The sequence below is a fragment of the Immundisolibacter sp. genome, assembly GCF_050250495.1.
GTDB lineage: Bacteria > Pseudomonadota > Gammaproteobacteria > Immundisolibacterales > Immundisolibacteraceae > Immundisolibacter.
Window position 1 is genome coordinate 39,954 of the sequence record NZ_JBFWOM010000017.1, and the last position, 14,073, is coordinate 54,026.

General features: G+C 69.5%; 16 protein-coding genes. 14 read left to right on the top strand and 2 right to left on the bottom strand.

Going from position 1 to position 14,073, the window contains the following annotated elements; genetic code table 11:
* Positions 1 to 39 precede the first annotated feature (39 nt).
* From AB7F93_RS11135 to AB7F93_RS11145, 3 genes are all read left to right on the top strand, one after another.
* Positions 40 to 840 carry an alpha/beta fold hydrolase gene (locus tag AB7F93_RS11135; RefSeq protein ID WP_428302981.1) on the top strand — a complete coding sequence of 267 codons (801 nt, stop codon included), beginning with the start codon at positions 40 to 42 and terminating at the stop codon, positions 838 to 840.
* A complete protein-coding gene (locus AB7F93_RS11140) occupies positions 837 to 1,973 on the top strand; it encodes an LLM class flavin-dependent oxidoreductase (protein ID WP_428302982.1) in 1,137 nt (378 codons plus the stop codon). The genes AB7F93_RS11135 and AB7F93_RS11140 overlap by 4 nt, the downstream gene beginning before the upstream one ends.
* 125 nt (positions 1,974 to 2,098) lie before the next feature.
* On the top strand, positions 2,099 to 2,935 hold the full coding sequence (locus AB7F93_RS11145) for a lipopolysaccharide kinase InaA family protein (protein ID WP_428302983.1): 837 nt from the start codon (positions 2,099 to 2,101) through the stop codon (positions 2,933 to 2,935).
* On the opposite strand, the gene AB7F93_RS11150 is transcribed toward AB7F93_RS11145, so the two are convergent.
* Positions 2,902 to 3,870 (bottom strand): YgfZ/GcvT domain-containing protein, encoded by a 969-nt coding sequence (locus AB7F93_RS11150; protein ID WP_428302984.1) that lies wholly within the window; start codon positions 3,868 to 3,870, stop codon positions 2,902 to 2,904. The two genes, AB7F93_RS11145 and AB7F93_RS11150, sit on opposite strands and share 34 nt — an antisense overlap.
* A gap of 61 nt (positions 3,871 to 3,931) precedes the next feature.
* On the opposite strand from AB7F93_RS11150, the gene AB7F93_RS11155 reads away from it, so the two are divergent.
* On the top strand, positions 3,932 to 4,168 hold the full coding sequence (locus AB7F93_RS11155; protein WP_428302985.1) for a succinate dehydrogenase assembly factor 2: 237 nt from the start codon (positions 3,932 to 3,934) through the stop codon (positions 4,166 to 4,168).
* Positions 4,161 to 4,556, top strand: coding sequence for a protein YgfX (locus tag AB7F93_RS11160; protein ID WP_428302986.1), 396 nt, complete (start codon positions 4,161 to 4,163; stop codon positions 4,554 to 4,556). Before AB7F93_RS11155 ends, AB7F93_RS11160 begins: the two co-directional genes overlap by 8 nt.
* Here AB7F93_RS11160 and nadB read toward each other — a convergent pair.
* Entirely contained in the window at positions 4,537 to 6,150 is a 1,614-nt protein-coding gene (gene nadB, locus AB7F93_RS11165; protein ID WP_428302987.1) for an L-aspartate oxidase, read from the bottom strand. The genes AB7F93_RS11160 and nadB overlap by 20 nt on opposite strands.
* A gap of 211 nt (positions 6,151 to 6,361) precedes the next feature.
* On the opposite strand from nadB, the gene rpoE reads away from it, so the two are divergent.
* From rpoE to AB7F93_RS11210, 9 genes are all read left to right on the top strand, one after another.
* Positions 6,362 to 6,961: an RNA polymerase sigma factor RpoE gene (gene rpoE / locus AB7F93_RS11170; protein WP_428302988.1), complete on the top strand. Its 600-nt coding sequence runs from the start codon at positions 6,362 to 6,364 to the stop codon at positions 6,959 to 6,961.
* 16 nt (positions 6,962 to 6,977) lie between these two features.
* Entirely contained in the window at positions 6,978 to 7,526 is a 549-nt protein-coding gene (locus AB7F93_RS11175; RefSeq protein ID WP_428302989.1) for a sigma-E factor negative regulatory protein, read from the top strand.
* A complete protein-coding gene (locus AB7F93_RS11180; protein ID WP_428302990.1) occupies positions 7,523 to 8,527 on the top strand; it encodes a MucB/RseB C-terminal domain-containing protein in 1,005 nt (334 codons plus the stop codon). The genes AB7F93_RS11175 and AB7F93_RS11180 overlap by 4 nt, the downstream gene beginning before the upstream one ends.
* Complete coding sequence (locus AB7F93_RS11185; protein WP_428302991.1) at positions 8,527 to 9,978, top strand: DegQ family serine endoprotease; 1,452 nt, start codon at positions 8,527 to 8,529, stop codon at positions 9,976 to 9,978. Before AB7F93_RS11180 ends, AB7F93_RS11185 begins: the two co-directional genes overlap by 1 nt.
* Positions 9,979 to 10,152: 174 nt before the next feature.
* Complete coding sequence (gene lepA, locus AB7F93_RS11190; RefSeq protein ID WP_428302992.1) at positions 10,153 to 11,958, top strand: translation elongation factor 4; 1,806 nt, start codon at positions 10,153 to 10,155, stop codon at positions 11,956 to 11,958.
* Complete coding sequence (lepB, locus tag AB7F93_RS11195) at positions 11,955 to 12,725, top strand: signal peptidase I (protein ID WP_428302993.1); 771 nt, start codon at positions 11,955 to 11,957, stop codon at positions 12,723 to 12,725. The genes lepA and lepB overlap by 4 nt, the downstream gene beginning before the upstream one ends.
* A 137-nt stretch (positions 12,726 to 12,862) precedes the next feature.
* Positions 12,863 to 13,210: a DUF4845 domain-containing protein gene (locus AB7F93_RS11200; protein WP_428302994.1), complete on the top strand. Its 348-nt coding sequence runs from the start codon at positions 12,863 to 12,865 to the stop codon at positions 13,208 to 13,210.
* The gene (gene rnc, locus AB7F93_RS11205; protein ID WP_428302995.1) at positions 13,207 to 13,887 is read left to right on the top strand and encodes a ribonuclease III; all 681 of its coding nucleotides are present in this window, start codon (positions 13,207 to 13,209) and stop codon (positions 13,885 to 13,887) included. The genes AB7F93_RS11200 and rnc overlap by 4 nt, the downstream gene beginning before the upstream one ends.
* A partial coding sequence (locus AB7F93_RS11210) for a GTPase (RefSeq protein ID WP_428302996.1) occupies positions 13,880 to 14,073 on the top strand: 194 nt, incomplete at its 3' end. The genes rnc and AB7F93_RS11210, both read left to right, overlap by 8 nt.

Consider the following 14,073-nt stretch of genomic DNA (forward strand, 5'->3'; position numbering starts at 1 on the left):
AAACGCCAGACCCGCCGCGACGCGCGGGCAGGAGGAGCGATGAGCCATGCCGTGACCACGCGCACGCTGGGTGGCGTGCGCATCAAGCTGATGCGCGGCGCCGCGCCGCCGGGTGGTGGCGCGCCGCTGCTGTTCCTGCACGGCGCGGGCGGTGCGAGCGCGTGGCTGCCGTTCATGGACCGGCTCGCGCAGCGCCATGACCTGTGGGTGCCGGAGCACCCGGGCTTTGGCGATTCCGACACGCCGCCGTGGCTCAAACGCGTCGAGGACCTCGCCTACTACTACCTCGATGTGCTGGCGGAGTTGGACCTCACCGGCGTGCACCTGGTCGGCCACAGCCTGGGTGGCTGGACGGCCGCCGCGCTCGCCATCAAGGACTGCTCGCGTCTGGCTTCGCTGACCCTGATCGCCGCCGCCGGCGTGCACGTGCACGGCGTGCAGCGGCTCGACAACTTCATGGGCAACCCCGAGCAGACGCTGCGCGGGCTGATCCACGACCAGCGCATCGCCGACCAGCTGCTGGCGCTGGATGTGCCGCCCGAGGAGCGCGACCGTCAGCTCAAGAACCGCTTCACGACGGCGCGGCTGGTGTGGCAGCCGCGCTCGTACGACCCGTATTTGCCGCCGTGGCTGCACCGCATCCGCGTGCCGGCGCACGTGGTGTGGGGCGAGCACGATCGCCTGTTTCCGCTGCGCATCGGCGAGGAGTACCAGCGCTTCATCCCCGGCGCGCGGCTCAGCGTGCTGCCGGGCTGCGGCCACCTGCCGCCGATGGAGCAGCCCGAGCCGTGTGCGGCGGCGGTTTTGCAATTCCTCGCGAGCGTGGAGGGCCGGGCATGAAATTCTTCAATTTCCACCTCATGCCCTACGCGGACATGGACGTGTCGCTGATCCGCGAGCACGGCAGCGCCTGGGTCACCTTCCCGAACCGCCATTACGACCCCAAGGTCGGCGCCGCGCTCTACAACCGCTACCTCGACGAGCTGGAATACGCCGACCGGCTCGGCTTCGACGGCGTGTGCGTCAACGAGCACCACCAGACCGCCTACGGCCTGATGCCGGTGCCGGGCGTGATGGCGGGCGCGCTGGCGCGGTCGGTAAAGCGCGCCAGGATCGCCGTGCTCGGCCGTGCGCTGCCGCTGGTGAACAACCCGCTCAGCATCGCCGAAGAATTCGCCATGCTGGACAACCTCTGCCACGGCCGCTTCATCGCCGGCTTCGTGCGCGGCATCGGCGCCGAGTACCACTCGACCGGCGTCAACCCGGCCGAGTCGCTCGCGCGCTTTCAGGAGGCGCACGACCTCATCATCCGCGCCTGGTCCGAGCCCGGGCCGTTCGAGTTCGACGGCGAGTACTACCACTACCGCTACGTGAACCTGTGGCCGCGGCCGTACCAGGCGCCGCACCCGCCGGTGTGGGTGCCTTCGCAGGGCTCGGCCGAGACCATCGCCTGGGCGGCCCGCCACCGCTACACGTACTGTCAGACGCTCGGCGCCATCAAGACCGTGGCCGGCTTTTTCAACAAGTACCGCGAGGAGGCGGACAAGGCCGGTTACGCCGCGACCTGGGACCAGTGCGCCTGGTCGACGACGATTTACGTGGCCGAAACCGACGAGCAGGCGCTGCGCGAGGCCGGCCCGCACGCCGAGGCGATCCAGAACGAATTCCTGCGCATGCCGCTCGAAATGCTGCTGCCGCCGGGCTACACCTCGCTCGAATCGTTCAGGCACATCCAGCCGGACATGATCGGCAAGCCGCAGACCGTGCGCTCGCTGAACGACGCCGGCGTCATCATCATCGGCAGCCCGAGCACGGTGCGCGAGCGCCTGGCCGAGTATCAGGAGCTCGCCGGCTTCAACACCGCCTTGGTGAAAACGCAGTTCGGCACGCTGCCGGCCGACATGACGCGGGCGAACATGGAAGCGATCGCCCGCGAGGTGCTGCCGTATTTTCAGGAGGCGGCGATCGGCTGAAGCCCTGCCCGAAATCGTCGCGAGCGTAGTCGGGCCGTCGTTGCTGGCGCCACATGCCGTGACCGCTTCATCATGTGGGGCCTCAAGCCTGCGCCCGGGCGCGCGGTCCCTACCCAGGTTCTCCTGTGCCACCCGACACGATTTTCGATCCCGAACCGGGCTTTGCCGCGCTGCTCGACGGCGCCGGCCTTGGGGATTTCGACGCCTGGTGGCGGCTGAACATGCCGACCGTCGAGCCCGGCAACGAGCGCCGCGGCGGCTGGAGCGCTGTTGTGCGGCACACGCTGGGCGGGTCGGGCGGCTCCCCGTTCGGCGTGTACGTGAAGCGCCAGCAGGATCACGTGTACCGGTCCTGGCGCCACCCGTGGCGCGGGCGCCTGACCGGCGAGCGCGAGATGCGCGTCATGCGCCAGTGCCGGGCGCTCGGCATCCACACCGCGCAGCCCGTGCTGTACGCGCAGCGCCGGGCGGGCGGGCACGTGCAGGGCGTGCTGGTGACCCGCGAGCTGGCCGGTTACCGGGCGCTCGACGAGCTTGTTCTGGACTGGCAACGCACAGGGCCACCGCCGCGCGGGCAGCGCCGGCGCCTGTTGCAGGCCATCGCGATCCAGGTGCGGGCGCTGCACGCAGCCCACCTGGAGCACAACTGCCTGTACCCCAAGCACCTCATGATCAGCACCGCCTGGCTGGCTGGGGACGAGACTGCCGCGGTGGTCGCGTTGATCGATCTTGAAAAATGCAAGTGGCGCTGGCGGCGGCAGACCTGCACGCTGCGCGATCTCGATTCCCTGAACCGGCGCAGCGTGGGCTGGTCGCGAACCGACCGGCGCCGGTTTCTTGGCTGGTACCTCGACGCCGGACGGCGGCTGTCGCGCCGCGATAGACGGTTGTGGAAGACGCTCGCGCGCCGCGCGGCGGCCGGCGCGCGTCAGTCGGTGGATACCGCCTCGTCCACCGCGTAGGGCAGATCAAGACCTGCGAGCCGCTCCCCGCCTGGCAGGTGCAGCGCGGCGCTGTCCTTGCCGCGCTGCAGGACGGCGAGCAGGTGCGCGCCGTCCGCTGCCGCCTGGGCGTCCACTACAGTGCCGACTTCGCGATCGGCCTCGTCCAGCACCGGCGTCCCGGGGGCGGGGGCGGCGGCGGCCTGCCAGCGGTACATGCGCCGCGACGGCTTGCCGAGGTAATGCATGCGGGCGACGATTTCCTGCCCGGGGTAGCAGCCCTTTTTGAAGCTGACGCCGCCGATCAGTTCGAGATTCACCATCTGCGGCACGAAGGCTTCCAGCGTCGGCGCGTAAATGGCCGGCTGGCCGGCGTCGATGTCGAGCAGCCGCCAAACTGACGTCGGTGCCGGCTGGGCGCCGGTGCTGAGTGCCGTCCAGCACGCTGGCGCCGCAGCGTCGGGCACGCAAATCTGAAACCGCGGCGTCGCGCCGGGCAAGCGCAGCACGCTCGTGTCGCCAGTCGATTCCACCCCGTCGATGGCGTCCGGCGCCGGCAAACCCGCCCCACGCAGGCACTGCGCCGCGCCGTCGCCGGCCACGCCGAGCAGGGTGAGGTCGTCACGCCGGTTGAGCGTGACCTTGCTGCGCAGCACGAACATCCGCAGGCGCTTCAGCACCGCGTCGGCGATGTCGGCAGGCAAACACAGTCGCCAATCATCGCCGCTGCGCCACAGGCGCGGCAGGGCGTAGAGGCGCCCCTTGGCGTTGCAGTAGCCGGCCAGCAGGCTGCGGCCGGGTGGCAGGCCCTGCACGTCGTTGCTGAGCTGCGCGTGCAGGAACGCCGTCGCGTCGGCGCCGCTCGCCTCGATGACCGCCAGGTGCGTCAAGGGCATGAGCAGCGCTGGCGCTGGCGCGGACAACTCGGCTTCGGGTAGAACGGGCGTCCAGGTCATGATCGGGCTCCATCGGCAGCGGCGTCGCGCAGCCGCTGGGGCATTACACGGAACGCAAAAAATGCTGTCGGATTCTACGGTGCGCTGGCGCTGCCGCCGCGGCAAGAAGGAGCTCGACGTGCTGCTCGGGCGGTTTCTGGAGCGCCACCTGGCGTCGCTCGGTGCCGCGCAGCGCGCCGCACTCGAATGCCTGCTGGCACTGGAGGACGACGACCTGCTCGATCTTGCGCTCGGCCGCGCGGCGCCGGCGGACGCCGACACCGCCGCCGTGCTGGCGCTGATGAAGCCCGGTGCATGACCTCGCGCCCGGCCGCTCGGTCGGGCTGCGGGTGCTCGCATCGGTGCTGCATCTGGGCGGCCTGATCGGCGCGCTCTGCGCGCTGCCGGTCGCGACCTGGCCGGTCGCCGTCGTGCTGATCGGGGTCGCGTACTGGCGCGCGCTGCGCGCCACGCCGAACGACGTGACGCGCGCACAGGGCCAGCTCGACGGCGACTGGACGCTGACGCGCCGCGACGGCCGGCGCGAGCACGGCTGGCAGGTCGACGCCGCACGCTCGTTCTGTCACCCGTGGCTGGTGATCCTGGCGCTGCGCGGTGAGCGGCGCCGCCTATACCTGCCGCTCGCCGCCGATGCGGTGAACACCGACGCGTTGCGCCGCCTGCGCGTCAGCCTGCGCGCGGGCTGAGCACGGTTGGCTGCCGCGCCAGCGCGTCGTCCGGCTGCGGGCAGTCGAGGCTGTAGTGCAGGCCGCGGCTCTCGCGCCGCTGCTGCGCCGAGCGCACGATCAGCCCCGCCACCTGCACCAGGTTGCGCAGTTCGATGAGGTCCGGCGTGACGCGGAAATTGGCGTAGTACTCCTGCGCCTCCCGCGCGAGCAGCTGCACGCGGTTCAGCGCCCGGGCAAGACGCTTGTCGGTGCGCACGATGCCGACGTAGTCCCACATGGCGCGGCGCAGTTCCTGCCAGTTGTGGGTGACCACGACTTCCTCGTCGGAATCGGTGACCTGGCTCTCGTCCCAGGGCGGAATCGCGACGTCGTGCCTCATATCGGCCGGGCTCGCCAGGATGTCGGCGGCGGCGGATTCGGCGAACACCAGGCACTCCAGCAGCGAGTTGCTGGCCAGGCGATTGGCACCGTGCAGGCCGGTGCAGGCGGACTCGCCGACCGTGTACAGGCCGGGCACGTCGGTGCGGCCGTTGAGGTCCGTGACCACGCCGCCGCACAGGTAATGCGCCGCCGGCACCACCGGGATCGGCTCGCGCGAGATGTCGATGCCAAGCTCCAGGCAGCGCGCGGCGATGGTCGGGAAGTGCTCGCGGATGAACTCGGCCGGCTGGTGGCTGATGTCGAGGTACACGCAGTCGAGACCGAGCCGCTTCATCTCGCTGTCGATGGCGCGCGCCACCACGTCGCGCGGGGCGAGTTCCAGGCGCTCGTCGTAGCGGTGCATGAAGCGCTCGCCGCCCGGCAGGCACAGGCGCGCGCCCTCGCCACGCAGCGCTTCCGAAATCAGGAAGGTCTTGGCCTGCGGGTGGTACAGACAGGTGGGGTGGAACTGGATGAACTCCATGTTGCCGACCCGGCAACCCGCCCGCCAGGCCATGGCGATACCGTCGCCGGTCGCCACGTCCGGGTTGCTGGTGTACAGGTAAACCTTGCCCACACCGCCCGTGGCCAGCGCCACCGCGCGGCCGCGGAATACCTTGACCCGGCCGGCGCGCTGGTCGAGCACGTAGGCGCCAAGGCAGCGGTTCTCGCCCGCGATGCCCAGGCGCGCACGCGTGATCAGATCGATGGCGATGTGGTGCTCGTGCAGCGTGATGTTGGGGTGCGCGCGGACCTTGTCTTCCAGCGTAGTGGTGATGGCGCGGCCGGTGGAGTCGGCCGCGTGGATGATGCGCCGCTGCGCATGGCCGCCCTCGCGCGTCAAATGATAGTCGTCGAACGGCCCGTTGCCGCCGGGCTCGGTCAGGCGCGTGAAGGCGACGCCCTGCTCGATCAGCCAGGCGATGGCGCCCCGGCTGTGCGCCACGGTGAAGCGCACCGCCGCCTCGTCGCACAGGCCGGCGCCCGCCACCAGCGTGTCCGCCACGTGGGACTCGATGGAATCCTGATCGCCCAGCACGGCGGCGACGCCGCCCTGCGCATACAGGCTGGAGCCTTCGGTGAGCGGCCCCTTGGCGAGCACGCACACCGGCACGTGATCGGCCAGGCGCAGCGCCAGGCTGAGGCCGGCCGCGCCGCCGCCGATGACGAGAACCTGCGCGTTGCTGTCCATGAGGCGGCGTCGGGAAGGGACGGTGGGGGTAGCTGCTAAAATCGCCGGCACTGTAACAAAAGCGCAACCCCGCGCCCGGTCCGAACCGTTCAAGGGAGGCTCGTTTGGCTCGCCACCCTCGGCGCGCGTCCCTTGCGTGCGCCGCGTTCCACACCCGCCTGCTTGACCACCCGCGAAGGCGACCGGTGGCCGGGACGCCTGCCCGCCGCAGATGAACGACAACGACTACGAGAAGCCCGCCGACGACAGCGCCGTCGATCTGGCACTGGTGCGGCGCGTGCAGCGCGGCGACAAGCGCGCCTTCGACCTGCTGGTCAGCAAGTACCAGCTGCGCCTGGCGAAGCTCGTCGGGCGCCTGGTGTCGGACCGCGCCGAGGCCCAGGACGTGGTGCAGGAAGCCTTCATCAAGGCCTACCGGGCGCTGCCCAATTTTCGCGGCGACAGCGCGTTCTATACCTGGCTGTACCGCATCGCGGTCAACGCGGCCAAGAATCATTTGGTGGCAAGATCGCGCCGCCCGCCGACCGCCGACGTCGACATCACCGACGGCGACGTGGAGGAAGCCGGCGTGCTGATGGCGGATGTCGCCACGCCGGAGTCGTACGCGGCGCGCGACCAGCTCCAGGCGGCGCTGGCGCAGGCGCTGGCCGAGTTGCCGGAAGACCTGCGCACCGCGTTAACTTTGTGTGAAATGGAAGGTCTTAGCTACGACGAAATCGCCCAGGTGCTCGATTGCCCCATCGGCACGGTGCGTTCGCGTATCTTTCGCGCGCGCCGTGCGCTCGACGTGAAGCTCAAACCGTTTCTCTAACCCGCGGGAGACCTGAATGGCGGAGCCACAACACCAAGCGCTGTCCGATCTGCTGGACGGGGTGCTGGATGAAGCCAGTGCGGAAGCCGCCATTGACGCCTTGCTCCAGGATCCCGCGCTCGCCGCCGAATGGCACCGCATGCACCAGCTGCGCGGCCTGCTGCGCGCCGAAGCGGATGCGCCGTTTGACGTCGCCAGCGCCGTGCGAGACGCCATCGCCAGCGAGCCCGCATTCCTGCTGCCCACCCTTGACAGGCCGGCGCAGCCGCGGCGCTGGCCGCGCTATGCCGTGGGCGGTGCGCTTGCCGCGTCGGTTGCCTTGGCCACGGTAATCGGCATCCGGCCGTGGCAATCGACACCTGCCCCGGCTCAAGTGGCGAGCGACGCAGCCACGCCCGCGGTGGAACTTGCGCGGGTTACGAACGGCGGTGAAGTCAACCGCCAGGCGCCGCGCAAAAATCGACTGGACAGCTACTGGGCAGTGCATGCCGACAGCACGCTTTTGGCCGGGCCGGAATCCCTGTCGCCTCTGGTGCACAACGTCAGCATCGACAGCCGGCGATGAAGCGCGCCCTGGCGCTGCTGGCTTTTTTGTGGAGCGGCCTGCCGGCCGCCGCGGACGCCCCGCCGCTGCTCCAACGCATGCTGGACGCCGCCAGCACGCTCAATTACCGCGGCCACGTGGTGCAGATCGAGGGCACCCAGCCGCAGACGCTGAAGCTGCTGCACCGCGCCGGCGCGCAGGCCGGCGAAGACCGCGTGCACAGCATTCAGGGCGCCTATTGGGAGCTGCGCCGGGTCGGTGCGCAGTGCAAGGTCGCCATGACCGACACCCGCCCGGCGCCGGACGAAGCGCTGGTCGCGGCCGCCTTTCCGAGCCTGGTCCCGCAGCGGCTGATGCGGCTCGCGGACTTGTATACGTTCCAGCCGCTCGGCGCTGGGCGCTTTGCCGAACGCACCGCCGACTTCACGCTCGCCGAGCCGCGCGACACGTTTCGCTTTGCCTACCTGCTGGTCACCGACGCTGCGACCGGGCTGCTGCTGAAGGCCGGGCTGGTCGATCGCCGCGGCCATATCCTGCGGCAGGTCTTTTTTGTCGACCTGCAAGTGCTGCCGATGGTCCCGGATGCGGAATGGCAGCAAGCCGTTGCGGACGCGCCGGCCGAGCTGACGTGGACCGAACGCCGCCTGACCGCGGAACCGGTGTCGGTTGAGCTGCCCTGGCCGATCGGCCCGCTCCCGGCGGGCTTCCAGGTGAGCGGATACGGGCGAAAACGCATGCCTGGCGGCGAGCACGAGATCGATCAGATCACTTTTTCGGATGGTCTTGCCACCGTGTCGGCCTTCATCGACGCGCAGGCGGGCGCCGATCCCGGCGCGGTCGGCGCCAGGCGCGTCGCGGCCATGCCCGCCTATGGCGCCTCGGTCGACGGACGGCAGGTCACCGTGCTCGGCGCCGCGCCCCACGCGGCCTTGCGCGAGATCGCCAACGCGCTGAGCGCACCGCCTCCAACGCCGGTACCGGCGCAGACCGATAACCTGTCACACCCCGCCAGTACACCGTGATGAACACCCTCCCCCGTTTCCCGACGCTGGCCACGCTGTCCGGCGCCGCTGCCCTGTTCGCGCTGCTGGCAGTGGCTCCGGTACGCGCCGCCGACTTGCCGGATTTCAGCAGCCTGGTGACGGCCAGCGGCCCGGCCGTGGTCAACATCAGCAGCGAGCAGAAGCCAGCCACCGCGCAGGCCGCGCGGCCGAAGCTGCCGTTCGAGCTGCCGGAGGGCATGGAGCTGCCGGACGGGATGCCGCTCGAAGAATTCATGCGGCGGTTCTTTGGCGAGCAGGGCGAGATGCCGCAGTTGCCGAGCGAGTCACTCGGCTCGGGTTTCATCATTTCCGCCGACGGCTACGTGCTCACCAACCACCACGTGGTCAGGAACGCCGACGAGATCATCGTGCGCCTGGGCGACCGCAACGAGCTGCCGGCCACGCTGGTCGGCTCGGACGAGCGCAGCGACATCGCGCTGCTGAAGGTCACGCCAAAGAACGGCGCGCTGCCGACGGTGAAGATCGGCGACCCGGCGCGCCTGAAGGTCGGCGAGTGGGTACTCGCCATCGGTTCGCCGTTCGGCTTCGACCACTCGGTCACCGCCGGTATCGTCAGCGCCAAGGGCCGCGCCTTGCCGCAGGACACCTACGTGCCGTTCATCCAGACCGACGTCGCCATCAACCCCGGCAACTCCGGCGGGCCGCTGTTCAACATGGCGGGCGAGGTGGTCGGCATCAACTCGCAGATTTACAGCCGCACCGGCGGCTTCATGGGGCTGTCGTTCGCGGTGCCGATCGACGTCGCCATGGACGTGGTGGAGCAACTCAAGAAGAGCGGCAAGGTCACGCGCGGCTGGCTTGGGGTGCTGATTCAGGACGTGACGCGCGAGCTCGCCGAATCGTTCGGCATGGCGCAGCCGCGCGGCGCGCTGGTGGCGCGGGTGATGCCGGACGGCCCGGCCGCCAAGGCGGGGCTCGAAGCCGGCGACGTGATCCTGCGCTTCAACGGCGAGGACATCGTCTATTCGAGCGACCTGCCGCCGCGGGTCGGCCGCACCGCGGTCGGGCGCACGGTGGAGGTGGACATCCTGCGCGCCGGCAAGCCGCGCACGGTCAAGCTCGCCGTCGAGGCTTTGCCGGCGCAGGCCGACAGCAAGGTCGAAACGCCGCAACCGGCCAGGGCCAGCGCGGATCGCCTCGGTCTGCGCGTGGTCGATATGACCGCCCAGCAGCGCAAGGACGGCAAGTTCGGGGACGGCGGCGTGCGGGTGGAGGGCGTCGAAGATGGCCCGGCGCAGGACGCGGGTGTGCAGCGCGGTGACGTGATCCTGTCCGTGAACAGCCAGGCGGTGAAGGACGCCGCCGGTTTCACGCGGGTCGTCGAGGGCCTGCCGGCCGGCAAGGTGGCGCGGCTGCTGGTGCAGCGCGGTGAGAACCCGCTGTGGCTGGCGCTGCGCGTACCGAAATAGCTGCCCGGGGCCAAAAAGGCGCGTGTTACACTGCGCGCCACTCTCGAAGGGGCGCCGCGGCGCCCCTTCCGTCGTTATGGAGCGGCCGCAGCGGCGATTACGCCCGGTCCGCGCGGCCGGCCGACACAGCCCATCGACGCACGCTTTGCTCTTCCGTCTCCATCCGGTCCGCCGATGACCCCGCTCGACCGCATTCGCAATTTTTCCATCATCGCCCACATCGACCACGGCAAGTCGACCCTGGCCGACCGCTTCATCCAGCGCTGCCAGGGCCTCAGCGAGCGCGAGATGTCGGCGCAGGTGCTGGACTCGATGGACCTGGAACGCGAGCGCGGCATCACCATCAAGGCGCAAAGCGTGTCGCTGCGCTACACCGCGCGCGACGGCAAGGAGTACCTGCTGAACTTCATCGACACGCCCGGGCATGTCGATTTCTCGTACGAGGTGTCGCGCTCGCTCGCCGCCTGCGAGGGTGCGCTGCTGGTGGTGGACGCCGCGCAGGGCGTCGAGGCGCAGACCGTCGCCAACTGCTACACGGCCATCGAGCAGGGGCTCGAAGTGCTGCCGGTGCTGAACAAGATTGACCTGCCCACCGCCGAGCCCGAGCGGGTGAAGCGCGAGATCGAGGAAATCGTCGGCATCGACGCCGAGGACGCCGTGCCGTGCAGCGCCAAGACCGGCCAGGGCGTGGACGACGTGCTGGAAGCGCTGATCGCGCGCATCCCGCCGCCCAAGGGCGCGCTCGACGCGCCGCTGCAGGCGCTGGTGATCGACTCCTGGTTCGACAACTACCTCGGCGTGGTGGGCCTGGTGCGGGTGGTGAACGGTGCGCTGCGCGTCGGCCAGCGCATCCGCATCCTGTCGACCGGGCGCGCGTACGGCATCGACCGGCTCGCCATCCACACCCCCAAGCGCCGCGACGTGCAGGAGCTTGGCCCCGGCGAGGCCGGCATCGTGATCGCCGGCATCAAGGACATCGATGCGCTGCCGGTCGGCGACACCATCACCGAGGACGCACGCCCGGCGCCGGCGCCGCTGCCGGGCTTCCAGCGCGTCAAGCCGCGCGTGTTCGCCGGCCTGTTCCCGGTCGACTCGTCCGACTACGAGAGCTTGCGCGAGGCGCTGCGCAAGCTGCGCCTCAACGACGCGGCGCTGAGCTTCGAGCCCGAAACCTCGCAGGCGCTCGGCTTCGGCTTTCGCTGCGGGTTTCTCGGCATGCTGCACATGGAGATCGTGCAGGAGCGGCTGGAGCGCGAGTACAACCTTGAACTCATCACCACCGCACCGACCGTGCTGTACGAGGTGCAGACGCGCGCCGGCGAGGTGCTGCTGGTGGACAACCCGGCCAAACTGCCGGACCCGTCGGAGCTGGCCGAGATCCGCGAGCCGATCCTCGCCGTCAGCATTCTGGTGCCGCCGGCGTACCTCGGCGCCGTGCTCGCACTGTGCGAGGAAAAGCGCGGCCGGCAGGTGCGCATGAATCACCTCGGCGGGCAGGTGTCGCTGCAGTACGACATTCCGGCCGCCGAGGTGGTGGCCGATTTCTTCGATCGCCTGAAGTCAGTGAGCCGCGGCTTCGCCTCGTTCGACTACGAGTTCACGCGCTTCGAGCCGGCCGATCTGTGCAAGCTCGACGTGCTGGTCAACAAGGACAAGGTCGACTCGCTGTCGGTGATCGTGCACCGCCAGACCGCCGCCCAGCGCGGTCGGGAGCTCGTGTCGAAGATGGTCGAGCTGATCCCGAAACAGATGTTCGAGGTGCCGATCCAGGCCGCCATCGGCGCCAAGATCGTCGCCCGCGAGACGGTGCGCGCCATGCGCAAGAACGTCACCGCCAAGTGCTACGGCGGCGACATCACGCGCAAGCGCAAGCTGCTGGAGAAACAGAAAGAGGGCAAGAAGCGCATGAAGCAGGTCGGCAACGTGCAGATTCCGCAGGAGGCCTTCATGGCCGTGCTGCACACCGGCAAGGAGAAGTGAGCGTGGACTTCGCGCTGCTGCTGTTCGTGCTGCTGGTGGTGAGCGGGCTCATCTGGGCGGTGGACGAAATCTGGCTGGTACGCCACCGCACCGCCGCCGGCACGCCGCCCGAGAAGATGCCGTGGTGGGTGGAGTACGGGCGGTCGTTCTTTCCGGTCATCCTCGCTGTGTTCCTGCTGCGCTCGTTTCTGGTGGAGCCGTTTCGCATCCCGTCGGGCTCCATGCTGCCGACGCTGCACGTGGGCGATTTCATTCTGGTCAACAAGTTCACCTACGGCATTCGCCTGCCGGTGATCGACAAGAAGGTCATCGAACTCGGCAGCCCGCAGCGCGGCGACGTGGTGGTGTTCCGCTACCCGCCGGAGCCGTCCACCGACTACATCAAGCGCGTCATCGGCGTGCCGGGCGACCGCATCGGTTACTACGACAAGGTGCTGTACGTGAACGGCGAGCCGGTGACGCAGCGCGACGCCGCGACGCCGGCGCAGGACGCGGGCGTCGAGTACCTGCGCCTGCCCGAGCGGCTCGGCACGCACCAGTACACGGTGCAGTGGATGGCGCAGCGGCCGAGCCCGCAGGGCGAGGTCGTGGTGCCCGAGGGGCAGTATTTCGTGCTCGGCGACAACCGCGACAACAGCAAGGACAGCCGCTACTGGGGCTTCGTGCCGGATGAAAACCTGGTCGGCAAGGCGTTCTTCATCTGGATGAGCTGGGACGGCGGGCGGTTTTCGATCGACTGGCGGCGCATCGGGAACAGCATTCCGTGATGACGGCATCCCGCCGGCGGCCGGTTGATAATGGCGCCGGCCGCGCCATGTCGGCCGACCACAGGGAGGATTCACTCATGCCGTGTCGTGCTGCTGCCCGTCAGGGTGGCTGGTCGATTTTCTCAGCGACTATCGCTTTGGCCGTCGCGGTGGTGTTCTTCATGATCGGCCTCGCCATGTACCCCGGTTATTACGAGGCCTTCGCCGTGCGCAAGGCGGTCAACTCGCTGGGCGAGGACTCCACCATCGGCCTCATGGGCAAGCCGGCGGTCTGGGCGCTGCTCGAAAAGCGCTTCGACATGAGCGGCCTGTATACGCCCACGCCGACCAAGGAAAGCCTGAAGCTCGGCTACGACAAGAAGACCGGCAAGAAAAGCATCGTGGTCGAGTACGACTACAGCAAGCCGGTGTTCGCCAACATCAGTGTGATGATGCATTTCCGGCACGAGTTGCAGGTCGAGGGCACCGTGCCCGGGGAGCTTTGACGCCGCCGCTCGACCTGCTGCAGCTGCGCCTGGGGCATCGCTTCGCCGATGCGGATTTGCTGCGCCGGGCGCTCACCCACCGCAGCGCGCGCCGCCAGCACAACGAGCGGCTGGAGTTTCTGGGCGATGCGCTGCTGGGGTTCGTGGTCGCCGAGGCACTGACGCGGCGCTTCCCGGACGCGAGCGAGGGCGAACTCACGCGCCTTCGGGCGCGCCTCGTGAGCGGCGAAGCACTGGCCGCGGCGGCGAGCGAACTGCGCCTTGGCGAGTTCATGGAGCTTGGCCACGGCGAGCGCAAGAGCGGCGGGCAGCGCCGGGCGTCCATACTGGCGGACGCCTTCGAGGCGCTCGTCTGCGCCATTTATCTGGATGCCGGCATCGACGCCTGCCGCGAGCGCGTGCTGCATCTTCTGGGGCCGGCACTCGATCAGCTGCAACCCGGCGAGGCGCTCAAGGATCCCAAGACGCGCCTGCAGGAATGGCTGCAAAGCCGCGCCCTGGAGCGCCCGCACTATCATCTGGTCGGCGAACAGGAACGCGCCGGCGTGTGGCAGTTCGAGGTTGAATGCCGCGTCGCCGCGCTGCTGGAACCCTGCCGCGGCACCGGCGGCACCCGCCGCGGCGCCGAGCAGGCCGCCGCCGCCATCGCGCTGGAACAGCTGCAAGACCATGACTGAACCCGCATCACCCGCCGCGCCTGTCGAACGCGCCGGCACCGTCGCCATCGTCGGCCGGCCGAACGTCGGCAAGTCGACGCTGCTCAATCGCCTGGTCGGGCAAAAGCTCGCCATCACCTCGCCCAAGCCACAGACCACGCGCCACCGCCTGCTCGGCATCCGCACCGAGGGCGGCGTGCAGGCGGT